The sequence below is a fragment of the Photobacterium chitinilyticum genome (assembly GCF_004104355.1).
Taxonomy (GTDB): Bacteria; Pseudomonadota; Gammaproteobacteria; order Enterobacterales; family Vibrionaceae; genus Photobacterium; species Photobacterium chitinilyticum.
This window is the reverse complement of record NZ_RJLM01000001.1, coordinates 1,064,008-1,088,731: the sequence shown is the minus strand read 5'-3', so window position 1 is coordinate 1,088,731 and position 24,724 is coordinate 1,064,008. Positions and strand designations below refer to the sequence as shown.

The window sequence follows — 24,724 nt, the reverse complement described above, 5'->3', positions numbered from 1 at the left end:
TATCTATGCTTTTCCCGTATCGTAATATCGTTATTTTGACCGGCGCTGGCATTTCAGCTGAATCGGGAATATACCCGCACCTACCCAACCTGTAAAAAATGTTACCTCCCAGTATTAATGCGGGTTGTAGGCTAGGTAACAAAAAATAGAGCCATGACTAAAAAAATGGGTGATTTTAATTTTAGATAGAGTAATTTTGTTACTCACATAGGGTAGGAGTTGTATCAATGAATTTTCCTTATCGTCATATTGTAATCTTGACTGGGGCTGGAATCAGTGCTGAGAGCGGCATTGAAACATTTAGATCTGGTGCAGATGGTTTATGGGAAAAACATAAAATTGAAGATGTAGCGACACCAGAAGGCTATCATCGAAATCCAGTTTTGGTCCAAAATTTTTATAATAAGCGTCGTCAGCAACTAGAAGGTGGAACCGTAGCCCCAAATGCAGCTCATTTGGCATTAGCCAAATTGGAAAGAGAGCTTGAAGGTGAAGTTACTGTTGTTACACAGAATATTGATAACCTTCATGAGTTAGCTGGAACAAAGAATATTATTCATATGCATGGCGAACTGCTTAAAGCCCAGTGTAATCATAGTGGCCAGAGTGTTGCTTGGAGTGGAGATATCTCCCTTGACGACCATTGCCATTGTTGCCAGATTCCGGCGCCACTCCGCCCTAATGTTGTCTGGTTCGGAGAGATGCCGATTGGAATGGATCGTATTCATGATGCATTGGTGAAGGCTGATCTGTTTATTTCCATTGGTACATCAGGTGCGGTATACCCAGCTGCTGGTTTTGTTCATGAAGCTGCAATGCATGGTGCACATACCATTGAGTTGAACCTTGAACCGAGTGACGTTGAAGATGAATTTGCTGAAAAACGTTATGGTAAGGCGTCTGTATTGGTTCCAGAGTTAGTCGAAGAATTACTGAGTGCCCTCGACTGATTCATAAACGATCTGAAAATGTGGCAGGCAAATTACTGTGCCTGATTGGGAGCCAACATACAATCAACTGGATTAGTCTGAATGCAATCTGTCAGTTTCGTTTCCTTGATGTGACTAGATCTCACATCTTGCCGAAATCGGTTCTGCCCCATTATCAGTTATAACAACAACACCTCTAGTTAACTCAATGACGAATATTTAGTATCTGAGCTTATTCGATACAAGCTACAAATGGGTATTTCTGCGGTCCGGGTTAGCACGCAGAAAGGCAAAAAATCAAGGCGAAGTGGTTACCACAAAAGACAGTGGTTATGTCTAGTTATGAGTACTTACTTACGACTAACCTAACTTCTCAGAGTAACAACAAGAACAATTTTCTCGATATCAGCAAAGGTCATTTCCATGAAGTAATAGTTTGTTGTTGAATTTTTTTGATTTTTGCGTAAAGCTAAGATCTCACTAAATTCGCTTGCAAACTTTCACCAATTAGAATGATGAGAGTTAGGCTCACATAGTCAACTTAACGGTATGATGATCAGAAAATTAAATTTGGTAGAATCTAAATAATATTTGCTCATTAGACTGTGTGTTATCTAAAATGCTGCACGATGGGCTTTGGGGAGTCTGAGAAGAAAGAATGGACATATTAACGTTTATAAGTGAATTAATTAGGACTGTAATTTGGCCTGTTGTTATCTTGATTTTAGGCTTATCTTATCGTACGAAGATAACTGAGCTATTGCCATCTTTGAGTAAAATCAAAGCTGGACCAGTAGAAGCAGAGTTCGATTTAGAAGTAAGAAAATTATTAGGTGACTCTAAAGAGATTATTGCGAGGGGTCCAATTGGAGAAACTGAAGAACTTTCTTCTGAAGAACAGGAATCAGATATTTCCTTAGCGAAAATTTATACTGGAGGAGAAGACCCTACGACGATGGTTTTTGAGGGGTGGAAAAGTATTGATGGCGCACTTTGGCGATTAGGTAAAGATGCTGGAGTTATCGTAGATCCGATGGATAGCATGAACAGTGTTTTTCGTACAGTAATTTCTACTGAACTCTTAACGCTCGAGACGAAAAGACTCGTAATCGAACTATATGAAATGCGTAACAGAGTAGTGCAAGCGAATATTAAACCCTCACTTAATGCCGCTAGAGATTATATACTGGCAGTCGAGCAGTCTGTTAGACTAATTGAAAAGCAGAGGGAAAGTGTTAAAAAAGTGGGTAACGTAAAATACTAGCAAGTTAGTACAGGTGACGTTATGGTCTATGTTTCGTTTTGACGTGGCTATGCCACTTCATTCCAAAAACTCCACCACGCCAAAGCGCAACAGACAAAGTTGTCAATATACCAAGAGAGGCAGGGTGAGAGCATGAATGCTCAGTTTTTATCCAAAGCTAAATCAAATCTACTCATCGGTACAAAATGTGAACAGCAGTAACCAAAAATACCGTTAAATTTTGTTGGGAATTAACCCTATAACCGATCTGTAAATTTATGGTGATTTACGTTTTTAACAAAAAATCAACTCACGCTCTCGCCCTGCCAAGAGAGGTTATGTGAATAAGGTCATTGTGACATTTTGTATCGATGACGTACTTCTGTCCAAACAAAATAAAAACAGACCAATTGTATGATCTGTTCTTAACATGTAAAAATGCCTGTTCAGCTATATATTACAGCGAGATCGATATAGCTTTCTAAATGTATCGATTGCTATTAAGTTTGATACTTAATATCAAAGCAGCATCATAGTGTCTATTGCTGTGTGTCCCTTAAAGCAATGATCTCGATAATTAATTTAATTAAATTGTCGGCATCAAATTCTTCAGCTCCCAATTTTGAATAAAACTCTTTTATAATTGCTGATATGTTTGAATCGTTTTGAATCTCTGGATTTAGCTCTGTCCAAAGCTGTTTTGCCATGTATCCAGTACTACCTATGGGTAGTAATAAAAGCCCTTTTTCTTTCGCAATCTCGTATTCTTCACGCATACCATTTGAGAGAACAATGCCATTATCCGATTTTTTGTTACCAAACAAAAACAATGCAATACCTGCATAATCGATCATGTCTTCACGATATTTGGTCCATAAATAGTTTAAAAGATGCTCACCTTCCGTAGATTGAGGGAAAGGCCGTAATACAAGCTGGTCTTCGACTTTTGCTTTTGGATTTTGAAAAGTTTCCTCAAGGACACCAGAAATTACAGAACTACCAACACCGAGTCCGAATCCAGAAACAACGCGTAGCCCTCTTTTTACTAGGCTTCTACTTAGATTGTAGACAAATTCCAGTGCATCATGTTCTTTTAAATCACCATACTCGCTAGCTGCTCCTGAAATAAAGACAGTTCTAGACTTATATTTTACTTCTAGTTTTCTGAGAAGGTCAGTAATTTCTTCAAAGTCATCTATGAGAATGGTTTTTATATTAAATCTCTCTAAGTCTTTGACAAAAAACTCTTGCTTTCTTTGTCTATACTCAAAGTCTACCACTTCCTCATCTTTATCTTTTTGAACATTTCGTATAAAGCAGTAATGTCTTCTTTGATTGTTTTCATAAGCAACTCGAACTCTGCTTAGGATATAGTCCAAGTTTGGATCGGTAAAACTGAATCCTATGAATATAAAGGTTTTTGAAATAAGATCACTCTTGAGGTTAGCTAAGTATTGCTCCATTTTGACGTGATATCGCTCATAATCATCTTTTGTCAACACTGCTTGACTAGGATGTTCGACATCACCGTGCATCTTATATACAACAGCATCACGTTTCGGTTTAGTAGTCGATAAATGTTCTTTGGTATGCTTTACATCAGCAATTTTCCCAGATTTGTCGAGAGCTGTTTCAATTATCTTGTCGTAATTGGTAGTCCAGTAAGTACGAATTGGTAGTCGACAAAGAATTCTGTGGTTCTCAGTTTCAATTGATTCACGTGAGAATTCCTCTATAAGCCTTTGATTTAATTGGCTTCTATTATTTGCGTTGTCATTACAATGGAACTGAGCGAGGGCTACGAGATCATTTTCTTTATCTACATCTAAGCCTAGTTCATAGGCGATAGGGCGTAGAAGTTCTGCCCAATTCACGAAACCCACTCCAGCTGACATTCCTGCACCCGAAAAAACTGCTACATTTTCTTCAGCGAGTTCTTTTTCTAGATCTCTTAAGAACGCTTGTTTTTTAAAGTTCATTCGTAGTATTCCACTTTTATATGAATTTTGGAAAGATAAAGAAAGTTTCTATAAAGATATCGGTGAATAGTTGAGCGATCCCATTATCACCTTCTTATATTCAATAGAGCTCTCCAGTTTCCTGATCAACACGCTTATAGAAATCAGAAAATTGACATGGATCGGAAATGACTAAATTTCTATCACTTCGATACTCTAGATCTATCTCTTTTATAAGGTTAATAGCGGGTACAGAGTCATCTAAGCGAATTTTCTTATAGTCTCTAATTCTATGATATCCAATAGACTCTAAATCTACTGCAACAGCCCTATCACCGAAATAATAGAAATGCTCTGAAATCAATACTTGATCAGAGCTAGTATCGCGCTTCAAATTGGTCATATTGAATGAACCATCAGCATTACTATGATGAGAGTCTTCTTGTATCCATTCACTGTTGCCACCTTGATGGTAGATATTGTCACCCAACATCTGTACGTGACTCCCATTTCGAGCTGGCTTTTTGATAGAGAACCTAGGATCTGTCCAATAATCATGAAAGCTAATTTTTTCAGTAACTTTCATCAACAGAATACACTTCTTTTGAACTGATTTTAATTTAGCCCCACCAATACCTAAAATCCAATCACCCACGTCAGCAGATTTCCTAATTCTAGGTTTGCATGTGGCCAGCGTACAACTGCCATGGAATGGGTTAGGGGCAAAACCGAAGTCTCGTGTTATCGCATAGGCATAAAGGTGGGAGTCAGGTTCGATTAGCATACGACATTCTCCCCTTGAATTTTATCTCGCTCTGTACCATCGGGATTTTGAAAGCTAGTGTTCCCCTCCAGTGCGTTGATAATGGAGTCCCCCCTCCAACCTACGATAGAGGTTGCGTATTTCTCTAGATTTTCCGGCAGCTTGACATCCTCTTTTAAACCATTCTCATATACGCCTATGATTGGTTTTCCAAGCTGGTGAGCAGCTTTAATTTCCCAGTTTACCCAAGGTCTTGTATGGGTCTCTTTACCGATAACAACTATAACTTGACTAGCCCATCTCATTTTCATTCTAAGCAAACGTGCTATTGTTCTATCACTAACCTTTTTTTCCTCTACACGTCTTTGGTTTTCTGGTTTCATTCGTACAGAGCTATTTCGTAGTTGATAACCCTTTGCAGATGCTAAACGTGCAACTCCATCAACGCTAGCATCGTCTTTGTGATGATGACTAACAAAGACGTTTTTCTTAATTTCTTTAGTCATTTATAAACCTTCATAAGCTACTAGTTAAATCAAAATAACCTCAGATTATTATTCTCTGGGTAGTGATATTTTTGTTTTGGCCTTTTGTTGCTAAACTTGGTTCGGCACCGTTTATCTATTTCACATGCGCCACTGTTTTCCATATCCATTAGGGTGTAAGTTCTTTCTTCTTTAGGTAGAAAGTGGAAAATTTCATCCATGTTCCATTTTTCTTTGTAATTCTCTGCGATTCTGTGTTGATTTATAGTGAACCAAAATAAACACTCTTCGCTATTCATTCCGTCTTTGTTAGAAAAAATCCAATTTATCCCTCTTTCACATCCGGGTCCTGCCACAACAAAGTTCATTTCCGTAAACGGAAAGTTTACTATGTATGTAAAGTCTATAAATATCTGATATGCAAGAAATTTACCTATTCCGGGGAATGATTTTAGGTGATTAAAGACTTCGAGTTGATTCGTCGCTGATTTAACGCCTTTTACTATTTTTTCTTGGTTGTAAAATACAAACTTTATCATCCTCAGAATCATGTCTGTTTCAGTTCTACCTTCCTTTGCTTCCAAATATCTTCCAAAGTTAACCTTTGGTCCTCCTAAGATATAAGCTGCACTAAAAAATACATAGTCTGGATTGATTAAAGATATACTGTGAGTCTTTTCTCTGATTATCGTATTGATATAATCTATACTCATACTGGAAAAATCAAAAGGAGCATTAATTTGTTCTAAGGTACTACTTTTGTTTATTACTCTAAACAAGAATGAATTTAGCAACTTGTTTTCATATGTTACATGATTATTATCAATTACATTCTTTAATAACCATTTTGTTTCTCTATCCCATGTTCTTTTAGTGTTTACAAACTTGTATTTCTTCAATATTTCATCATTTGTCCAAAATGGGGGGAGATTAAGAATCTCTTTTTTATAATATATAGATGTTCGCTCCCTTTGATGATGAAACCATTCCTTGATAACATTTTCATTCAAAGTAGGATTAGCGAGTTTGATTTTTCTTTCTCGTACATTACAAAAAAGCTGATCATTTTTATTATTCACAACACAATACCTTATCAAAGAAAGATTTGAATCTGATTATTCCGTTCGTGTCATTATTAAATTGATAATCTGCCTTTGATTTGTTCTCAATTACATGCTTATCAATATCATATTTTTCATAATTATTATCTTTCCTATTTATATGAACTATAGTGAAATGGTTTTCCTTACACCATAAAAACTCTTCATTAGATCTTATGTCAGTGATTATTATATTACTTTTTGATTTTCCGCTTTTTTCTAAGAGTTTTATCTCATCTGAAAGCATTCTAATGAATATTTTTTCTTCAATTTTCCGTAGGTTGTTGAGATTCAGCCATATATCTCGTGGTGAATGATGGATTGATTCTCCAGTAGAGAGAGTAATATTTAGTGGTAGCATCTTTCTTTCAGAAGGGTAGTCTTCTTCCATCCATGGATAAATATATTTACCTAGTTTCTTAAGTTGATCACTAAATGATAATCTAATAAAGTTATGATTTGATATTAAGTAGTCTGCTAAAAAATCTTTTCCGCTACCGGACACACCCATAAATGCGATTTTCATCTACTTACCTTAGTCATACGATTGAAATGATTTGAATCTACACTTAAGTTAAAATCATCACTAAATTTGGTTTTTAATACGATTGGTTGATTAATCTTTTCTTGATAAACATATGATAAAGTTGCTTCTGCATACCCCCAAAGCAAGTTTTCTTTAGTTTTTAAAGAATGATTATTGAATATGCATTTCAACTCCGCAATGGCATCGCTAAAATTATTTATCTCTTCAGGTTTCGCTAATATTTTTCCCTCTAAAAATGAAACTATTTCTTTAAACATGCTTTTTGTGCTTGATAACGATTTTGGAAATTCGATTTCATCATTATTAATTTGTTTTGTTATTTGTTGTTCTTTTTTTCTAATTATTTCCTCTGCTTGTTGAAGTCTGTTTTTGTATATATGTAGGTTTGTTACTGATTGATGCAGGTAACCTAATTCTAATTGACTGTCTACTTCTCTTTGTAAAATGTAAAGAACCATTTCTTGAAGTAAACTAAATTCAAAGATATTTATATTACTTACACCAAATATAAGATCCCCACTTCTTTGAATAACTTTAATGTTTAGCTTTTTGTCTGGAGTGATAAAAAAATGTATGAGATTGTTACATGGTATATCTAAACTATTCTCTAAGTTGTATACATTTTTTAGGCTTTCGCTCGTGTCTCTTTCTGGCATGTATAAGCTAATGACAGCACGTCTAGTAAAGATTCCTTCTTCTTTGAACTGTTCTATAACATTTTCTAATTGCCCATAGGCGTATAGCCTCTCTCCATAAGCTGCCCGCCAAGTGACACCATCATCTGAATACTCTGGTGCTCTTGGAAGGAAAAAAGTCAGATATGGTTTTATCCTATTGTCGCCAGCTAGAAACCACATTGTTTCCGCGAAAGTGGAGAATATGTTGTTTTTTCGCCCCACTAGACTTAGGTGTCTTGATCTCGGATTCTGTAAGATCATACTGACATCATAGATACTTACTGCATCTCCATTCCTAGTAGATACATTAACACCTTCAGTGAGCACTTTTTCTAGGACCTTCATTATTACATCGTTAATTGTTTCTCCGTAAACGACGTGCATAAACAAAACCTCATGCTATGAAATAAATGCAATCTCAGTCAACAAAGTTTCTTCATGGATTTAGCAGTATCGCAACATGAGTTAGAAGGCTTGCTGCTAATTCAAAATGATTTTCTTCTATCGCGTGCCACAAACTTTTTGAAAGCTATTCGCTAACTAGCGCTGACAGTTTCATGCTCTACTGTTATCATATACGTACGGTCAAAGTTTGGGAATAGATCAGTTGCATAGTTACCAGCTTCTTATCACATAAATTAATCACTTAGCTACCAAGCAGTGCAAGTTCAGGTTTGAAGTTGTCATGATTGTTAAATTAGAGTGATGGGAATGTTCCTGCGTTGTTGCGTGACTATATGGTTGCCTTTGGGGCTAAGAACTTGATGTCTTAACAAATCATACAAACAATGATCATTATATTCACAAGCATTTTATTGTGAGCATTAGGACTTCATATAGAGCTGATTTTCGTCGGGAGGGGAAGTCACTAGAGGTATTAATGTTGTTCAATGTTAAATAAACTCAAGGGTATATTTATTTCGTAAGAATCTCAAAGGACTACTTCGTGAATCTAGACAATAATATACTTTGCTATGTTTGTACCCGATCTTCCTCGGACATCCAAGTTATCCGCTTTTCTTTGACCAAACTCTACTTATCTTAATTAGGCGTATTCGCTCAAAAGCTCTAAGATACTGATGTCCAAATATAAGCTATACAGCCAGAAAGTTGGCTGTATGTTTTGGTAGTAACCCATTTACTAATCTATTCGTTTGAGTATGAATCACCACAATTCATTTTGAAATGAATCTGCTATTTCTCGGATGAGATTCTCGGTAACACCGGAATAACCATCTGTTTTAATATACCTGCCAGCAAAACTAGACAGCTGCATGTCATATAGGCTTAGGTTACCTACAACTCGCCAATCAGTATTAACTCTAAAGGCATGAGCTAGCATTCTTCGAATAGGATTGGAGTCATTTAATCTTAGTTTTAAACTCTGGTCTGAAGCTAAGTACTCTCGTTTAATTCCTTGCTTTATCAAAAATTTCCGATTAAATAATGTGCCGAGAGGATACAAAAGTACTTTTGAGTTCATACAAAAGTCGTTTAATAACTCAATCCCTTCGGGGTCAAGTATCAATTGTCCTAGAAAAGAAGTATGACTCATAAAGAGTGAATTCTCTACGATAGAGCGAACTCTTGGATTTTGGTCTAAGTAATCAAGAGAAAGAAGAAGGCTACCCACGTCAAAATACAGGACTTTCAACTTATGATAACCAATCGCTTTTGTTGATTTATTCAATTTATTACCTCTTTTTAGATAGTAATTATTGCACTATTAGACAACGGAATAGAGAGCTAAGATATAGCTCTCGGAGTACAAGGGTAGAGTCACTTCAAGCATAATGGTTGAAGCAGCTAAATAACTATCGTTTGCGGTACTTGAAGTAAAGTAGAGTACCGAGTGAACCTAGAAAAAAGCCAATGATAATCCCGACCCCTATTGATTTAATCAAAAGGACACTATTAGTTAATAAAGTCTCCACGCAATTTATTCCTTGATTTGAGTTTTAACAGTTAATTTGCGCGAGTTTGGTTAACAGTTTGATGACATTATAACTTGGTGCTATATAACCGAGCTCAACGCGTGAGTTAAGTCTTGAATATAAGTACTCGAAAGTTTTACAGCCCGGGCCAACATTCATAGAGTTCAAATAGTAGTTTATTCGTTTTAGCCCCGGTTTAGGTACCGGACACTCATCTTCTACTTTTTCATTCTCTGTCCATAGAAGTTGGCAATAACCCAACTGTACAAACTCAGCGACAATAGTTCGAAAATCCTCAAAGTCATGAACCATAAAGGCCAAAAGGTCTTTCGTACTTTCCATTGTCTGACAACAAATTAGATCCAAGAATCCGGTTTCCATTTCATATGTAACGTATGGACTATACCCATTCAATGGTTCCAAGTCATAAATACGATCTTGGTTTAAAGCTCTTGAGACTGATTGTGACAGGTGTAGCTGACAATTGGCTTTGGCAGTACTAGCGCAATCGTGACACATAACTTCTCCTTGCTAAGGTTTAGTTCATATATATAAAACACTACAGCTCTTATGGCAAGGGGAGATTTGGAGTCAAATGTTTTTAAAAACAATGACTTACTTGTTGTTGCAATACCAAGTTGAGGGCTGCCGCCCGTATGTAGGAGCTTTCATTTTATTCATTTTTTAAGTTTGTCTCCCTATCCTGATGGGTGAAATGACCAATGGATTTTCTACTTGTTTTGATACAGCTTTGGGACTGTGAATAAATGAACCAAAGCAAATCTATGGCATTGATTTTTAAGACTTAAATTTAAACGTGCGTGTAACGAAATTATTTTTTTGGAGAAGGATGGGGGCGGGTACTAATTGCCCGGAACATTAAGTGGCTTGGTCGGCATGCAATCTGCCAATTCTTTAACTGTGATAGATCGCTCTAACATGCTAATGCCACATAAAATGAGTTAGTTCCAATTTCTGAGTGAGTGTCTTTTGACCAAGTTTTCTGTAAGTAATATTCGTGATTGGCTTTCTGGTGAGTTAGATACATTAACAAGACTATCTGAACTGTTAAGGATTGAAGTCGGTAAGGAAGAATCACCTCATAGAAGAGGCACGTTGGGCCTAGTCAAAGAATCTGTCGATACAGGTATAGCTAATTTGTAACTGCTTGCCGATCTAAAAAAGCAGTCAAAAGTAGTCTCAGTGTGTATGATTATATTTTTCGAGCTGATACAATCATATTTAGTAATTTTTCTGGATTCATTGTGCATTTGATGAATTCAGTTACCGATTTGGGCTTTAGCCCTAACCGTCCAGTTGGGTCGTAGTCGCCGTGTAAACTGGTTAAAATCAGAAAAGGCTACGGGTCTTCACTCCATCGCCCAACTCAACAAGAGAACGATGGGACTTGAGATAAGGAGGCTTAATGCATCTAAGTTATCAAGGGAAAGACCTGCTTTCAGAAAGGATGTGGGCTTTTGGAGCTCTTGTGAGTGTACTTACTTTTTGTGGTGCGCATGTTCTGAGCGCCTTTATTGCTGCAATAATTGCAGTAGCATTTCTAAGTATGTTAGCGTAAAAAAAGGGCAGGCCCGCCTAGCGGGCTAGTTCTTTTATTGTACTATTCGTGTCTTTCGGTTCTTTCTTACAAGCTAATTTTCAGCAAGAGCATTGCCCTTACGCTAGGTTTCCAGTAAAGAGCGTATTAGAGTGAACGGTATCGTCTGTACTTGAGCGATAAACTACTCAGTTTGAGATACATGATCTTATGATAATGACAGTTATTAGGTCATTAACCCTAACTTAGTTATGTCCAATTGTGAGCTACGATACCAGCAAGTCAACTGTCCGATCTAGTCGTGACTTACAGCGAATGTGTAATATCGAGTACGAGTTATTACAAATAAACTCCAAACAAAACACTTTGACCCTATTTAAACTTCACTCATTACCTTTTCCGAAAGCTGCATCGATTACCTCTCCAGTATCTGTGTCGATATTACGCCCCCCATGCAAATTGATATTCGCTAGGTCAATGTTCTTTCGCAACTGATAATCATAATCTCGATATAACTCTGTTAGCTTTGCCATAATGATTGCATCGATGTCCTTTTGTTGAACTTCATCCTTATCTTTAATCTGTTCCTCAAGTCGGACAATCTTTTTTTTCAGGCGATCGATCGTTAATTGTCGATTTGATTCTTCTTTGGCCTCCTTTAATTCATTCTTAACATCAGTGATCTTTTGGTATAGGTGAGGGTAGTGCTTCCAAATATTTGTGTGTGTCGTACCAGCACGTCGAGCTACGGCACTAACGTTTATCTTTGCACCCTCAGATAGCATCTGTTCGAGAGCATCTTCTATTGCTTTAGCCGTGCTATTCTTTTCGTTATTCATGATTTAGTTACCTTTTCTGCCTGCCTGTTACCATTTTCTATATCATCAATTATGTCACGTGCAGTAGAAGCGGTAATACGCCAACTGTCTGCCATTAATTTATATGGACGTTGTTGCTCCGTGGTCGCCTGCTCATAGATCGCCAGCTTGTTCAAGGCTTGATTTTCCATGGCACGCCAATGCGGGAGATGTTTCTTATTTACAATGTAATTGCCACACAATACGCAACCGACAGGTACTGCTGCATTTTTAATTTTGCAGTCAGTGCCACCAGTACAATATCCATGTGGTAGGCCGCGAATATTCTTGAGGTTTCGGGTTAAAAAGGCTGAATATTCAGTGATATCTTTGAAATGGATTTGCTTCATAAATTCTGTCTTAGGTTTATCACTCACCTCATCAGGTACTTTCATTTCTATCACCAAAGAATTTGCAGATTTAATCAAACGTTTTCCTCCGCCTCCAGATAACTTTCCTTCCTGAGCATCTACTGCCAAAGCTAATGCTATCTGCTGAGTCATTTGGGTCTCAAAACCTTCGATAATAGAAAGAATTTCATCGATGGTTTCTATACCGCGTTCTGAATAAACCATAGTCATAGCACTGGCGAGGTGCTTGAATTGATATTTGATATCATCTAGGTCACCCAAATTGTTAGCTATGATAAACCACGCGAATGTATGCCGAAATTGGTGAGCTGTAAAATTAAACTCATCACCTATACGATATGGGGCACCTCGGTTTGAGCCACCTACCGATTTAAAGTTGCACCCTAAATGATTTAATTGAATGATGTCAGCTTCTTCTATAGCAATAGAGAAAGTTTTCAAGTTAAATCCATTACCTTCAATCCAACTATCACGAAGTTTTGGTTCTCGGAATGCCAAAGTTAAAGTATAGGCTTTAATGCCAAAAAGGTATTTATCTTTTAAGCCATATTCTAAGTTGTGCTTAGTGCTTTCTGGGATGATGTCAGAAAAATTATGCAAAAGTGCCTCAGCTCTCTTGTGTAAACTTTTATTATATCGTTCGAGTAGACAGACTGCATTGTATACGTCTTGGTTTCCAACCCAGTTAAGAGTAACAGGTGTTGGAGATGTTTTTTGCAGTATTGATTTAATATGGTAAATTGGATTATCGGGGTCTTTACTTTTTGTTGCTGCACCGAATTCTAGATTTAAGGCTTCTTGCTGCCTCATCCCCGTAAATGCTAAAACATAAACCAATACATATATTTCAAATTTATAAAATTGTTTAAAGAGATTTTTTAAGTGTTTGTATTCACCATCATTTATACAGTTACGTGTTATCGAGACAAGTCTCGTATTCGGTTTCCAGTTATTGATTGCTTTATTTTCTATGGAATTTATTAGGTTTGCGTTAGCCTTTTCCCATTCAGGTAGAGCTATTTCTACTCTTTTTATAGCTTCACCTGCCTTTTTGATTAGTTTTTTTAGCACTCCTGTAGGTATCACTGGGTGTGAGTGGGAAAAACCATCTATTGATGGCGTTTCGAGTGCAGCTACTGCATCAGTAAACGTGTAATAAACAACACTATTTATTAGACCATACTTATAAATAACCTGAATTGATTCCAAAAAATTCTGACCTGTCCTATTAGTCTTGAGGATATCCAGCCCTCCGCTATCAGTGCCTATTGTTAGAAATTTGTCAGCTAAATTTCTTAAAATTAGTTCAGGAACGTTATTAAGCTCTCGGAATGAACGATAACCTATATCATATAGGTACTTTTCTAAACGTGTTAGAAATTTTGAATATCCGTATAATGTATTCCAAGCTAAACCGTCACTACCAAGAATAAAACCAATCTTGTGAGCGAGTAATATCGCAGACTTAACTTCTATACCGAATGATTTTTCACCAGAAAAAATGATATTCTTTTCTCTTGTTTTGAACCAAGATTCATCTCCGAAACTAACGATACGATTCATGTGCTTTCTAACACCAGAAGACTGCCATAAGGTCGCGTTATTTAACTCAGTAATATCATCATCACTAAGTTGATTTAATATAATATTCCCCTTTGCATCGACACTATGTAAGTGATCTATCAGTTCTGTAATTTGAATCATTATCAACTCTCTCTAAATATATCAGAAGTTGTACTTGCTAACTTCCAGTCAGGGTGTATTCCTCGTTCTGCTAGGAGTTTCTCACCAGCCTCTCGGCAACCTGATGTCAATTTATCAAGGTCAATCAAAATATCGTTTACTCTTTGAGTTAGTAGTCTGTGATACTCTTTTTGTGCCCCCACTTCAGCTACATCATCAATGCTGGCAGCCATATCTTCTAACACAAAATCTCTATATGATAATAACCTCCAAGCATGCTCTGGGTCAGCAACACAGCGGTAATGTTCACACCAAAGGCAGGCGGAGAAGTCGGCACAATACTTTGCTTTTTCAAGCCCGAACCGTTTAATTAATCCGTGTGTTTGTCGGTTGTAGGCTGCTGCTTGTGCATCATTACCTTGTGACGCGCACCCTCCGTTGGGTACTTGCTGCCAATACTCTGAGCTTTCAGTGACAATTTTAATATTGTCAGTGATTGGTCTACCATGAAAGTAGTCACCCATGACCGTAATAGCTTTGCTTAATGTTCGCTTGCTTTCACCTGCTATAAATCTAAGATAACTTCGTTGAAAAACTTCAAATGAATGCTGTCCTGATTTTTTGTATTTGGCAAAGTCTTTTTCTACTCGACGATAGAGAAAGTTCAATCCAGTTTTGCGGATTTTCCTGCTTCCGAATCCAACTGAGCAACCTGCTTTGATTAATAGCTTATTTACATAGTGGTACAGTTCTTTATTTGTTGCTAGATTAATAACTCCATCATCTCCAACATATATCATTAATTTGTTTTTAAAAGGGTGATCCGCTGGTAATGTTCTCCTTATTGGCTCACTTATGGTGGTAGCGAGATAAAGCAATTCTTTAATAACTGCTTTAATCGATTTGCCAACTTCAATTCCTTCATCAGCGAGTTCATTAGCGGTTAGGTCAAATTTATGCCATTGAGTTAGATAGCCAGCTCTCTTTTTTAATAGACGAACAAAATATGTTTTCTGACCAGCGATTGGGCAGTTAACCTCAACAATGTCTGTAGTTTCTAACGTGAGTACTGGGGACTGATTCCATCCAGTTTTAAGTAGAATTCTTGCAATGCGAAGATATAGAGTATTTCGCTGATTTAAATTACCTTGAGCTAATAAAACTTCAATATGATATGCCAACTCGATGACTTCTTCTTTCGTATAGTCGGTGTCTGAGTCATCTCTTTGATCGTATAGTTTATATTGAGTCACTTTCACGGGATACACATCAATAACATCAAAGCCAGCGGCCTCGATAACCCATTTTAGACCTCTTTGATAACTATCGGCGGTTACAGGACTATACTTTCCCGCTTTTGCTTTTACCTGTAAATATTCAAGGTAAACTTTTAGGACACTATGATTACCTTTAACAAATCCAGATAACCCTTCATTTGATAGCCATTCCCGTTGTTCGTTCGAAAGATTAACTGGAAATTTCATCACTCGCTGAAAATGGCTAATTCGACTTAAGATGGTTACATTGTCAAGAGCATCCGCTTTGAGGCTGTTCCGTGTTGATAGGTATACAGTTTTCAGATCTCTAGCCAAAGCAGGGTAAGTATTAAATAAATCACCTATTTCTATGTAGTCATATTCACCAATAGCTGTTTCGCTTGGGGTTTTGATGTAATAGTCAGGTGAATAATCACGTATATCTAAATTTGTTTCTGAAAAATACTTTACACATGAATATAGTGGTGAATATGAACTAATAGCGTCACGTCGTTCTCGTTGCGTTATTACTTTCTCTTTTAACTCCGAGAACCAAAGAAGTAGTTCTCCATTATTAGCTAAGAACCCTTTAAACCCATCACTTTTGAGAATGTTTATTTGGGCTGAATTTAGTGATTCTTTATGAATGTGAAAAGTCCGGCCTAAATTAATAAAATTCCTAATATGTGCAGGAACCTCTTTAGCCGTTTTAGGTTCAATATCATCAGTTAGTTTCTTCCCTATATAGTGGTTAGCATATTCTTGTGCTTGTTTTACTAAAATTGGGGCTACTCTGCCTAGTCGGGTTACGTTAATCTTCGTATTTCCAATATTAAGCCAATATTGCTTTCCTTCATCAATTTTAGTTAGGTAAATAGGTGAAAAATTTTCAGGTGAAAGCCTGCGAAAAATATAGATAAGAGCCTTTTTTTCTCCTTTTTTTAGTTTTTCATTTGAGAGTGCTTTATTTATTAAGCCTTTTTCACCACTCAAGGCAGTGATACCTGATTTGAGTAGTATGTTATACACTTGAGGATCTTCTGCAATCACTGCAATGGCACTAGCGGCATCTCTTGTAGTTCTCTGTACATGGTATGGGCTGCTGTGATCGCCTAATATATCATTTGCTATTTTCTTGAATTCCCACATTAAATCAACTGAAATGCGATACAATGGAGTAATGACAGCATTATTCTCTCCCTCAACTTTAACCATACTAGGACGTAAAATTTCTTTGTTACCTACTTTAAAATTTCTCATCGCGAAGCCGATAAAGATTGTGAGGTCGCTACTGATTTTTGATTTTGAGCTAGTATTAGCGTGGTTTCCAGCTTTTTCTGTGGCGGACTCGAGCCGAGACCATAACTGTAAGTCATTTAATGCATTTAGACCTTTTTGCTCAATTAGTTTTGCATCACTATTTGATAAGTGAGAAAGTATTTCAGGTAGTGCCTTCGATAATTTTTCTGCGCGAGATTTAAACTGACGACGTGAACCAACCTTTATATTATTCAGGATAAAGTTTAAGTCATATTTAAGTTTTAGTGACCAATGAGAAATTTCTTTTATGGAATTATCAGAAAGTACTATCATACATAACTTCCTGCATCTCAATTTTTGCTTGCATTAATTTCTCAACACCTTCGTAAATCTCCTGTACCCATGGTTCCATTACGTTGCCATAAGCCTCATCCGTTGCAAAGTTGAGATATTTTTTAGTAGTTTCAAATGAGTTATGTCCCATTGCTCGCATCAAGCGAGTTTTGACGGCACTTTCTTTCATTCCTTGTTCTAGTAGGTATTTGGCATAGTAGGTTCCAAATGTAGCACGGAGGTCATGAAATGTGCGTTTGATCACGGGTCTATCTTGTTTTTTCTGATTTCTTCTGACCTTATCAATGATATTACTAATGGATTTCTCGGACATTCGTCTGTTTTGTCTACCTATAAATAGTGGAATAGGGTGACTTGGGTTATTTATTCCGTACTTTGTTTCCCAACGCAAAACTAGACGTGCGTTTCTATCTGTATTGATGTAGTTCCACATTTTACACATCAGGGAGCGCGAAACATCAAGGTATCGATCTTTATTACCCTTAGAGCCATAGAGTTTCATCTTAAAGATTTGCTTCGAGTGTTCCTCAGGATTAACTATATCTTCTCGGTTTAAGCGTGTTATGTCTGATGCTCGTAGACCTAATTGGTATCCGAGATCTACAGCCAAAGCATAAGTAGGATTATCTAAGACAGTACTACTCAGCAATGAAGCTAGTTCTTTCAAGGAGTATGGCTGAAGTGATTCATCTGGAGAGGAATCAGGTTGTATTATCTTTTTGGGCAACTCTAAACCTGAAGTGAAATATGGAATACCCCCTTTTTTTGTTGGACCTTTACCCATGCCGAAAAGTAAGTCCCCAAGTTCATCATTCTTGCAATTTTTAGGGTAATAAGTTTTCTCTTTAAGCTCGAACGGGAGACTTACGATATGATGGTATTTCCAAGCCCATTCATAAAAGTACCTGACAACATTAATACGCCGCACAGCCGTCTTATAGCTCAGTTGGCGCTTTGTTACCTTATCTATAAGTGAACTCCGATATTTCCATACAGGCAGCTCTTCTAAAGTACTTTCAGCATCATTTAAAGGTTCTGATAGTGCGAGCTTCCAGTCAATATCGTTATCAATCAACCATTGCAAGAAACTTAACAAATCTTTGGCAATACTCTCGATAGATTTTAATGTTAACGAGCTTCCACGAGCACTTTGTCTAGTGCTTTCAGACTCTGCCAGCGTACTGCGTCCCTTTGTTTTGTTTTTCTTGACGGCGAACTCACCAGTGAATCGATGTATTAAATGCAGATTCATTGCTAGGGTATCGTCCAACCTGTTGAAACAAATCAACAGTGGGAAGTTTTCGATAAAGCGATTAGATGCGTATGAGAATTGTCTGATTTCTATTCCATCGTTGAGCTTTTCCTTGAGGATTTCACCTGTATCATTATCTACGACAAAGCTGGGGCGTGTTCCCAAATTAATTGTTGTTTTTTTGATTCTGGCTGAATGCATTGCTCTCTAATCCAATCTTAAAGCTCTCACATTAACCATAGGCTAGGGTAACAAAAATACAAATATTTATTAGGAGGGGTGCTCGGAACAAAGTTAGGTGGGGGTAGGCATCCGTACCTTCCGCGATCAAGACGGGTTGTGGGAAAATCATCATATTGAAGATGTCGCGACACCAGAAGGATACCGTCGAAATCCATCTCTTGTGCAAGATTTCTATAACCAACGTCGCCAGCAACTGGAGAGCGGAACAGTTGCTCCAAACGCTGCCCATTTGGCTCTGGCCAAATTAGAGCGTGAACTTAACGGCAAAGTGACTGTTGTAACTCAGAATATTGATAACCTTCATGAAGCTGCAGGAACAAATAACATCATCCACATGCATGGTGAACTGCTTAAAGCGCAATGTAGCAGCACAGGACAGAGCATAAGTTGGAGTGGGAATATATCATTGGATGATCATTGCCATTGCTGCCAAATGCCGGCGCCAATGCGACCAAACGTGGTGTGGTTTGGTGAGATGCCTATTGGTATGGACCGCATTCATGATGCCCTGATGCAAGCCGATCTCTTTATCTCGATTGGTACCTCTGGTGCTGTATATCCTGCTGCCGGTTTTGTTCATGAAGCGGCAATGCACGGAGCGCATACGGTTGAGCTAAACCTTGAGCCGAGTGAAGTAGAAAGCGAGTTTGCAGAAAAACGTTACGGCCCGGCTTCCGTGCTGGTACCGGAATTTGTGGACCAGATTCTTTCTTAACAATTTTCTTAGTTAGGTAGCGCAGGGATCAAACTAAAAGCCCACAGTTGCTTAGTGCTACCGTGGGCTTTTTGTCTAAGTGATATTTATATCTAGGCCGTTAAACTGCCGTTGCTCGTGCTGTGATTTTTGAGCGTACTTGGTCGTAAGCCCAGTTATAGATAATCGAGTAAACCAAGAAGAAAATCACAATACCAAGATCAAGAATGAGCACTGTCCAGAAATCCATTTGTAATACCCACATTAACAGCGGGATGGTAACCAGGAGTAAACCTGCTTCGAAGCCAATTCCATGTGCTATACGCATGCCTATTTTTCGTGACAACCGGTCATGACCAAAAACACGATCGAAGCCTAAGTTGTATACGTAGTTCCACATCATCGCTAACACTGATAAGGCAATAGCAACACCTCCGACGACAGTAGGATTGTGAGCGGTAAATAGTGTGGCTGCACCCATTAAAATACATAGTGCAAACGCCTCAAAAAGTAGGCTATGTAAAATACGTTCTTTAACTGACATCGTTTAATACTCATGGAGGATAATCTATGCGGCTAATGTATCTTAATATATGATTAGATCTAGTTAGTTACTATCATAATTTGTGATGCTATGTATAACCTCGATCAGCTAAATATGTTTGTAATCGCCGCCAAAGTGGGTTCGTTTTCTGCCTGTGCAAGAAAGTTAGGAAAAGTCCAATCGGCTGTAAGCCAGGGGATTTCCAACTTAGAAATTGACCTAGACGTGACCCTTTTTGACAGAAGTACCCGCAAACCTAGCCTAACCGATGAGGGGAAGCACCTGCTGACCTTCGCCGAAGCAATCTTACAGCAGGCTTATGAGCTTGAAAGTGCCTCAAAAGCATTAACCAATAATGAAGAAACCCAATTAACGCTGGCGATTGAAGATAGCCTTCAAGTGGCTCGCTTTTACACCATTATCGAGCAGTTTTCGCTTCGTTTTCCTGCAACATCGCTGAATATCATGACCATGTCCAGCAGTGATATTATCCAGTATGTTCTTGCTGGTAAGGCGAATATTGGAATCATCTTGAGCGATATGACGTTCATTAAAGAGGCCGATATTTGTTATATCGGTAACTTGTCTTTTGTCCCAATTGTTTGCAAAAAACATCCTTTAGCAAGCTTGAGCAGTGTTTCACCACCAGATTTGATTCCACATCGTCAGTTGATGATTAAGGGAGTCAATGGCACTCATCAGGCGCATTTGCAGCCTTTTTCGTCGCAAGTATGGTACGGAAATGATTACCGGACATTACTGAAAAATGTCGAGAGAGGGTTAGGGTGGACTTATATGCCCAGGCATCTTGTTGAGCAAGACACTTCAGATCAACTCCATATATTACCGGTGACATTTGATCATAAAGACTGGTCTATTCCGGTAGAGTATATATCACCCAAAGACTGCAGCATGGGGCCGGCAGCAAAGTGGCTAAGCCGAGCCATTAACAGCCTATTGGACTAAGGGAGAGCTAGAGCGTTTACATCAATTAAATTTAACTACTGATGCTATATTTTCGCAGTTTACTCTGCAGTGTTGTTCGGGGGATTTTTAACTGCCGGGCCACTTCGCTATGGTTGCCTTTACACCGTGTTAGGGTATTGACCAATAGTTTCTTTTCGTAACTAGCCAGATGTTCGACCAACGATTCTTCTGGTTCCCGGCTGTCTGCCGGCCTCCACGTTTGATGAGCGGGTACAGACTCGAACGAAATCGATTGCTCTTGTATTGAGCCCAAGTGCAATGTATTCAGTACATTGTCACTTGATTGCGAGCACGTCAGCATGCAACGCAGTATCACATTTTCTAACATCCGTACGTTACCGGGCCAGGGGCGGGACTCCAGCGACTGGATAAAGTCCGGGGTATAGCCGGTTATAGCAGTTTTGAGTAGCGGATTATGCTTGCGGATAAAGTACTCAACTAGGTGCGGGATATCATCCAGCCGTTGTTGTAGCGGGGGAAGCACCACCATGCAGACACCAAGACGGTAAAACAGATCAGAGCGTAGCTCTTTTTTCTGTATCGCCACTTCGGGCTGCTCGTTCATGGCTGCGATGTAACGAATAGATACGGTCTTTTCATGGTTGCCACCTAAAGGACGAAAGGCTCCGTCCTGGACAACCCGCAATAACTTACTCTGCACTTCTATTGGCATAGAGTTAATTTCATCTAAGAAAAGCGTACCGCCATCAGCCAGCTCAAGTAATCCCTTTTTGTTTTCCGCACCGCTAAATGCCCCTTTGACTGTACCAAACAAGGTACTCTCGATTAAGGTTGATGGGATTGCACCGCAGTTGATTGTCACCATTGCTACATTGTTATGGCTGCTATTGAGATGAATATGACGGGCTACCAGCTCTTTCCCGGTACCGGTTTCCCCTGCGATCAGAACCGGAAGCTGTGTCTGGGCGAAGGTTTTTGCATCCTTGAGTAGCCGCTTGAATTGTTTGTTTTCGGTGACAATTTGCAGGCTTTGCTTTGTCGGCGGCAGGCTTTCCTTCAATGTTTCTGTCAGTTGGATCACGTGATCCGTTAATTCCCTTAAATTGCTAATATCATGAACCACTTCAATCACGAACATCGTTGTGTTATCAACATCGAGAATGGGAAAAGTCGATGAGGTCATAGTCATCACCTTACCCGATGGTGCCTGATAACTTTGGGCTTTGTTCCAGATAGGTACACGACAACGTAGCACTTGAAGCATCGAACTTGAATTTCGGGAAAGGGTCGGAAACACATCCAGTAACTTGCGGTTGAGAACCTTACTTGCGGCGATGCCGTCCAGCTTAGAGCTCACCTCGTTATAAGCAACGACCGTCTCTGATGCGTCGATGATAATGTAGGAGCTAGAAATACTGTCAAACACCGTCATCACCTGGCTGAGCAATGAGAGTACCTTCGCTGGGTGTTTCTCCATTTTGCCTATCTCAAACTGACGAATTATCGTCATATTAAACCATGTGATTTTCACAAATTTAGCGAAACTCTTCACAGATATATTAAATAAATTAGCTAGTTATCTTATTTTGCCGAAATATCATCACTGATGATATTTCGGCATGATTTATCGGCAAATCCAACCTCTATGAATTTCTAATGGATTGATTTAACAGTGCTTTTAATAGTTATGTCAATATGGCACGGTTCTCGCTATGGACTGTTCACCGGTTTTAAAGATGAATATAAAAAGGACTGATTATGTTTAATTACATTATTGCGCGTACCCCATGTAAAGCATTGATTGATGGCATTTCTTCGGCGGACGATGGTAAACCCGATTACGATCTCGCGATGAAACAGCACCTCGCGTATTTAGATGCTTTAAGAAAATGTGGTGTTGAAATTTTATTGCTTCCCCCGCTTGAGGATTACCCTGACTCTGTCTTTGTTGAAGACCCGGCACTTTGCACTAAACATTGCGGCATTGTGACTCGTCCGGGTGCCGATACGCGCCGCGGGGAAATTGACTCGATTGAGCCGGCGCTACGCCGTTTTTACGGGGATAAAATTGAACACATCAAAGCGCCTGGAACCCTCGATGCCGGTGATGTGATGATGGTCGGTGATTGCTTCTATATTGGTAAGTCGGCTCGGACCAATGAAGAAGGCGCCTCCCAATTGATCACGATACTGGAGAAATATGGTATGTCTGGTCATGTCGTTCCGTTGGAGGAGGTGCTCCACCTCAAAACCGGACTGGCCTATCTGGAAAATGGTAATCTGCTTGCCGCCGGAGAATTCATCAATAAGCCGGAGTTCGCCCATCTCAACATTATCGAGATCCCCGAAAGCGAAAGCTATGCTGCCAACTGTATCTGGGTGAACGGTACCGTCATTATGCCAAGCGGTTATCCGGCCACAGAGAGTAGAATCCGCGAGCTGGGGTACAGGGTGGAAACAGTGGATACTTCGGAATACCGCAAAGTTGACGGTGGCGTAAGCTGCATGTCGCTACGCTTTTAACCCGCTGTTGGGGAGGGCAGGGATGCCCTCTCTTGTTTAGGAGAAAGCATTATGACAGACAAAAGCGTACGGAAGCTGGGATTGCTGCCAATGACAGCCCTTGTAACAGGGGCGATTGTCGGTAGCGGGATCTTTAGTTTGCCGCAAAACATGGCTGAGGGAGCCGGGGCTGGGGCTATTATTATTGCCTGGGTTATCACTTTTTTCGGTATGGTTACTTTGGCAAAAATTTTCCAGTGGTTATCGATTAACCGGTCTGATATTGAGGACGGTGTATATGGTTACGTGCGGGAAGGATTTGGCGACTACCTCGGGTTTAATGCTGCATGGGGGTACTGGATTTCTGTTTGGGTCGGCAATGTCGGCTATCTGGTCGTAATGTACAGCGCGCTGGGCTCATTCCAGCTTTTCGACTTCTTTGGTAATGGCAGTACATTCCCTGCCATGGTTTGCAGTATTATTACCTTGTGGCTGCTACATTTTTTTGTATTACGTGGTGTTAAGTCAGCAACCACACTAAATGTCATTGTTACTGTCGCCAAGATTATCCCCATTCTGCTATTTATCCTGCTTGTTGCTCTAGCGTTTAAAATCGATACGTTTAACATCGATTTTTGGGGCACACCAGAGCTTGGTTCGATAACCAGCCAGGTAAAAAACACCATGCTCTATACCGTCTGGGTGTTTTTAGGCATAGAGTGCGCGACCGTATATGCTTCTCGAGCGAAAAACATGGAAGTGGTCAGCCGGGCAACGATTTTGGGTTTTCTGATCACCATCACCTTACTTATTTGTGTTTCCCTGCTGTCGCTTGGGGTGGTACCACAAGCCGAGCTTGCCGGAATGAAAAACCCATCAATGGCACAAGTTCTGGAATACGCGGTCGGTCCCTGGGGCGGTATGCTGATAAATATCGGCTTGATTGTTTCTGTCGGCGGGGCGTTACTGGCTTGGACTATGATCTCCAGTGAGATGTTATTCTTGGCTGCCAGAGGGAAACACAATACAGCTCCGTCGGTGTTTGGCAAACTTAACGACAATCAAATCCCCAAAAATGCGATGCGGTTAACCAACAGCCTGATCACACTATTTTTGATTGTTAATTACCTCAATGATGCCGGGTACAATATTTTGATCCAACTCGCTTCATCGATGGCGCTGATCCCATATTTGCTGTGCGCGGCCTTTGGCCTGAAAGTTACCATGGAAAATAAGCAACGCTCGGCCTCTTTAGTGCTGATGATGTCAATCGGTTCTGGCTATGGTTTGTGGTTGATCTATGCTGGCGGGATGAACTATCTTCTTCTGTCACTGTTACTCTATGCCTGCGGTTTACCTTTTTACTTATATTCAAGGAAAGAACAAGGGGTAACTTTTCTCAGTAAACCGATTGAAAAAGTTTTGGCTATGATGGTACTCGCCGGGGCTGTATTGGCGTTGGATCTGATCATGTTCAACACGCTGACGCTGTAATATCTAATAAGTGCAGATGTGTTCTTGAGTATCTTTACCGTGAAAAATAAAAAAACCCAAGCAGCAGCTTGG

20 protein-coding genes are annotated in these 24,724 nt (G+C 39.2%); 7 read left to right on the top strand and 13 right to left on the bottom strand.

Annotation, left to right across the window (positions count from 1 at the left end; translation table 11 throughout):
- Window positions 1–227: 227 nt before the first annotated feature.
- A complete protein-coding gene (cobB, locus tag EDI28_RS04630; RefSeq protein WP_128782637.1) occupies window positions 228–950 on the top strand; it encodes a Sir2 family NAD+-dependent deacetylase in 723 nt (240 codons plus the stop codon).
- Window positions 951–1,587: 637 nt separating this feature from the next.
- The gene (locus EDI28_RS04625) at window positions 1,588–2,193 is read left to right on the top strand and encodes a hypothetical protein (RefSeq protein WP_128782636.1); all 606 of its coding nucleotides are present in this window, start codon (window positions 1,588–1,590) and stop codon (window positions 2,191–2,193) included.
- Between the two features lie 518 nt (window positions 2,194–2,711).
- On the opposite strand, the gene EDI28_RS04620 is transcribed toward EDI28_RS04625, so the two are convergent.
- The 7 genes from EDI28_RS04620 to EDI28_RS04590 all read right to left on the bottom strand — a co-directional run bounded on the left by EDI28_RS04620 (window position 2,712) and on the right by EDI28_RS04590 (window position 9,392).
- Window positions 2,712–4,151 carry an SIR2 family protein gene (locus EDI28_RS04620; protein WP_128782635.1) on the bottom strand — a complete coding sequence of 480 codons (1,440 nt, stop codon included), beginning with the start codon at window positions 4,149–4,151 and terminating at the stop codon, window positions 2,712–2,714.
- Window positions 4,152–4,251: 100 nt separating this feature from the next.
- A complete protein-coding gene (locus tag EDI28_RS04615) occupies window positions 4,252–4,914 on the bottom strand; it encodes an Nmad2 family putative nucleotide modification protein (protein WP_128782634.1) in 663 nt (220 codons plus the stop codon).
- A complete protein-coding gene (locus tag EDI28_RS04610; protein WP_128782633.1) occupies window positions 4,908–5,399 on the bottom strand; it encodes a TIR domain-containing protein in 492 nt (163 codons plus the stop codon). Before EDI28_RS04610 ends, EDI28_RS04615 begins: the two co-directional genes overlap by 7 nt.
- Window positions 5,400–5,428: 29 nt before the next feature.
- Window positions 5,429–6,457, bottom strand: coding sequence for a nucleotide kinase domain-containing protein (locus tag EDI28_RS04605; RefSeq protein ID WP_128782632.1), 1,029 nt, complete (start codon window positions 6,455–6,457; stop codon window positions 5,429–5,431).
- Complete coding sequence (locus tag EDI28_RS04600; RefSeq protein ID WP_128782631.1) at window positions 6,450–7,004, bottom strand: P-loop nucleotide/nucleoside kinase family protein; 555 nt, start codon at window positions 7,002–7,004, stop codon at window positions 6,450–6,452. The genes EDI28_RS04605 and EDI28_RS04600 overlap by 8 nt, the downstream gene beginning before the upstream one ends.
- Window positions 7,001–8,047 carry a thymidylate synthase gene (locus tag EDI28_RS04595; RefSeq protein WP_233353268.1) on the bottom strand — a complete coding sequence of 349 codons (1,047 nt, stop codon included), beginning with the start codon at window positions 8,045–8,047 and terminating at the stop codon, window positions 7,001–7,003. Before EDI28_RS04595 ends, EDI28_RS04600 begins: the two co-directional genes overlap by 4 nt.
- Window positions 8,048–8,867: 820 nt before the next feature.
- On the bottom strand, window positions 8,868–9,392 hold the full coding sequence (locus EDI28_RS04590; protein WP_128782629.1) for an McrC family protein: 525 nt from the start codon (window positions 9,390–9,392) through the stop codon (window positions 8,868–8,870).
- 1,670 nt (window positions 9,393–11,062) lie between these two features.
- On the opposite strand from EDI28_RS04590, the gene EDI28_RS27270 reads away from it, so the two are divergent.
- A complete protein-coding gene (locus EDI28_RS27270) occupies window positions 11,063–11,215 on the top strand; it encodes a hypothetical protein (protein ID WP_233353267.1) in 153 nt (50 codons plus the stop codon).
- A 362-nt stretch (window positions 11,216–11,577) separates the two neighbouring features.
- Here EDI28_RS27270 and EDI28_RS04585 read toward each other — a convergent pair whose 3' ends face one another.
- The 4 genes from EDI28_RS04585 to EDI28_RS04570 are packed head-to-tail and all read right to left on the bottom strand — an operon-like array spanning window position 11,578 to window position 18,428.
- Window positions 11,578–12,033 carry a hypothetical protein gene (locus tag EDI28_RS04585; RefSeq protein ID WP_128782628.1) on the bottom strand — a complete coding sequence of 152 codons (456 nt, stop codon included), beginning with the start codon at window positions 12,031–12,033 and terminating at the stop codon, window positions 11,578–11,580.
- Entirely contained in the window at window positions 12,030–14,126 is a 2,097-nt protein-coding gene (locus tag EDI28_RS04580; protein WP_128782627.1) for a site-specific integrase, read from the bottom strand. Before EDI28_RS04580 ends, EDI28_RS04585 begins: the two co-directional genes overlap by 4 nt.
- Window positions 14,127–14,128: 2 nt before the next feature.
- Window positions 14,129–16,954 (bottom strand): hypothetical protein, encoded by a 2,826-nt coding sequence (locus tag EDI28_RS04575; RefSeq protein WP_128782626.1) that lies wholly within the window; start codon window positions 16,952–16,954, stop codon window positions 14,129–14,131.
- On the bottom strand, window positions 16,938–18,428 hold the full coding sequence (locus tag EDI28_RS04570) for a tyrosine-type recombinase/integrase (protein WP_128782625.1): 1,491 nt from the start codon (window positions 18,426–18,428) through the stop codon (window positions 16,938–16,940). The genes EDI28_RS04575 and EDI28_RS04570 overlap by 17 nt, the downstream gene beginning before the upstream one ends.
- A gap of 97 nt (window positions 18,429–18,525) precedes the next feature.
- Here EDI28_RS04570 and cobB (EDI28_RS04565) point away from each other — a divergent pair, with 97 nt between their 5' ends.
- Complete coding sequence (gene cobB / locus EDI28_RS04565; protein WP_128782624.1) at window positions 18,526–19,185, top strand: Sir2 family NAD+-dependent deacetylase; 660 nt, start codon at window positions 18,526–18,528, stop codon at window positions 19,183–19,185.
- A gap of 100 nt (window positions 19,186–19,285) precedes the next feature.
- On the opposite strand, the gene EDI28_RS04560 is transcribed toward cobB (EDI28_RS04565), so the two are convergent.
- The gene (locus EDI28_RS04560) at window positions 19,286–19,708 is read right to left on the bottom strand and encodes a PACE efflux transporter (RefSeq protein ID WP_128782623.1); all 423 of its coding nucleotides are present in this window, start codon (window positions 19,706–19,708) and stop codon (window positions 19,286–19,288) included.
- 90 nt (window positions 19,709–19,798) lie between these two features.
- On the opposite strand from EDI28_RS04560, the gene EDI28_RS04555 reads away from it, so the two are divergent.
- Entirely contained in the window at window positions 19,799–20,674 is an 876-nt protein-coding gene (locus EDI28_RS04555; RefSeq protein WP_128782622.1) for a LysR family transcriptional regulator, read from the top strand.
- A 31-nt stretch (window positions 20,675–20,705) separates the two neighbouring features.
- Here EDI28_RS04555 and EDI28_RS04550 read toward each other — a convergent pair whose 3' ends face one another.
- Entirely contained in the window at window positions 20,706–22,166 is a 1,461-nt protein-coding gene (locus tag EDI28_RS04550; protein WP_233353266.1) for a sigma-54 interaction domain-containing protein, read from the bottom strand.
- A gap of 248 nt (window positions 22,167–22,414) precedes the next feature.
- On the opposite strand from EDI28_RS04550, the gene ddaH reads away from it, so the two are divergent.
- Both ddaH and EDI28_RS04540 read left to right on the top strand, forming a co-directional pair.
- Window positions 22,415–23,179, top strand: a complete 765-nt coding sequence (gene ddaH, locus EDI28_RS04545; RefSeq protein ID WP_128782621.1) for a dimethylargininase — start codon at window positions 22,415–22,417, stop codon at window positions 23,177–23,179.
- A gap of 51 nt (window positions 23,180–23,230) precedes the next feature.
- A complete protein-coding gene (locus EDI28_RS04540; protein WP_128782620.1) occupies window positions 23,231–24,652 on the top strand; it encodes a basic amino acid/polyamine antiporter in 1,422 nt (473 codons plus the stop codon).
- Window positions 24,653–24,724: the final 72 nt, after the last annotated feature.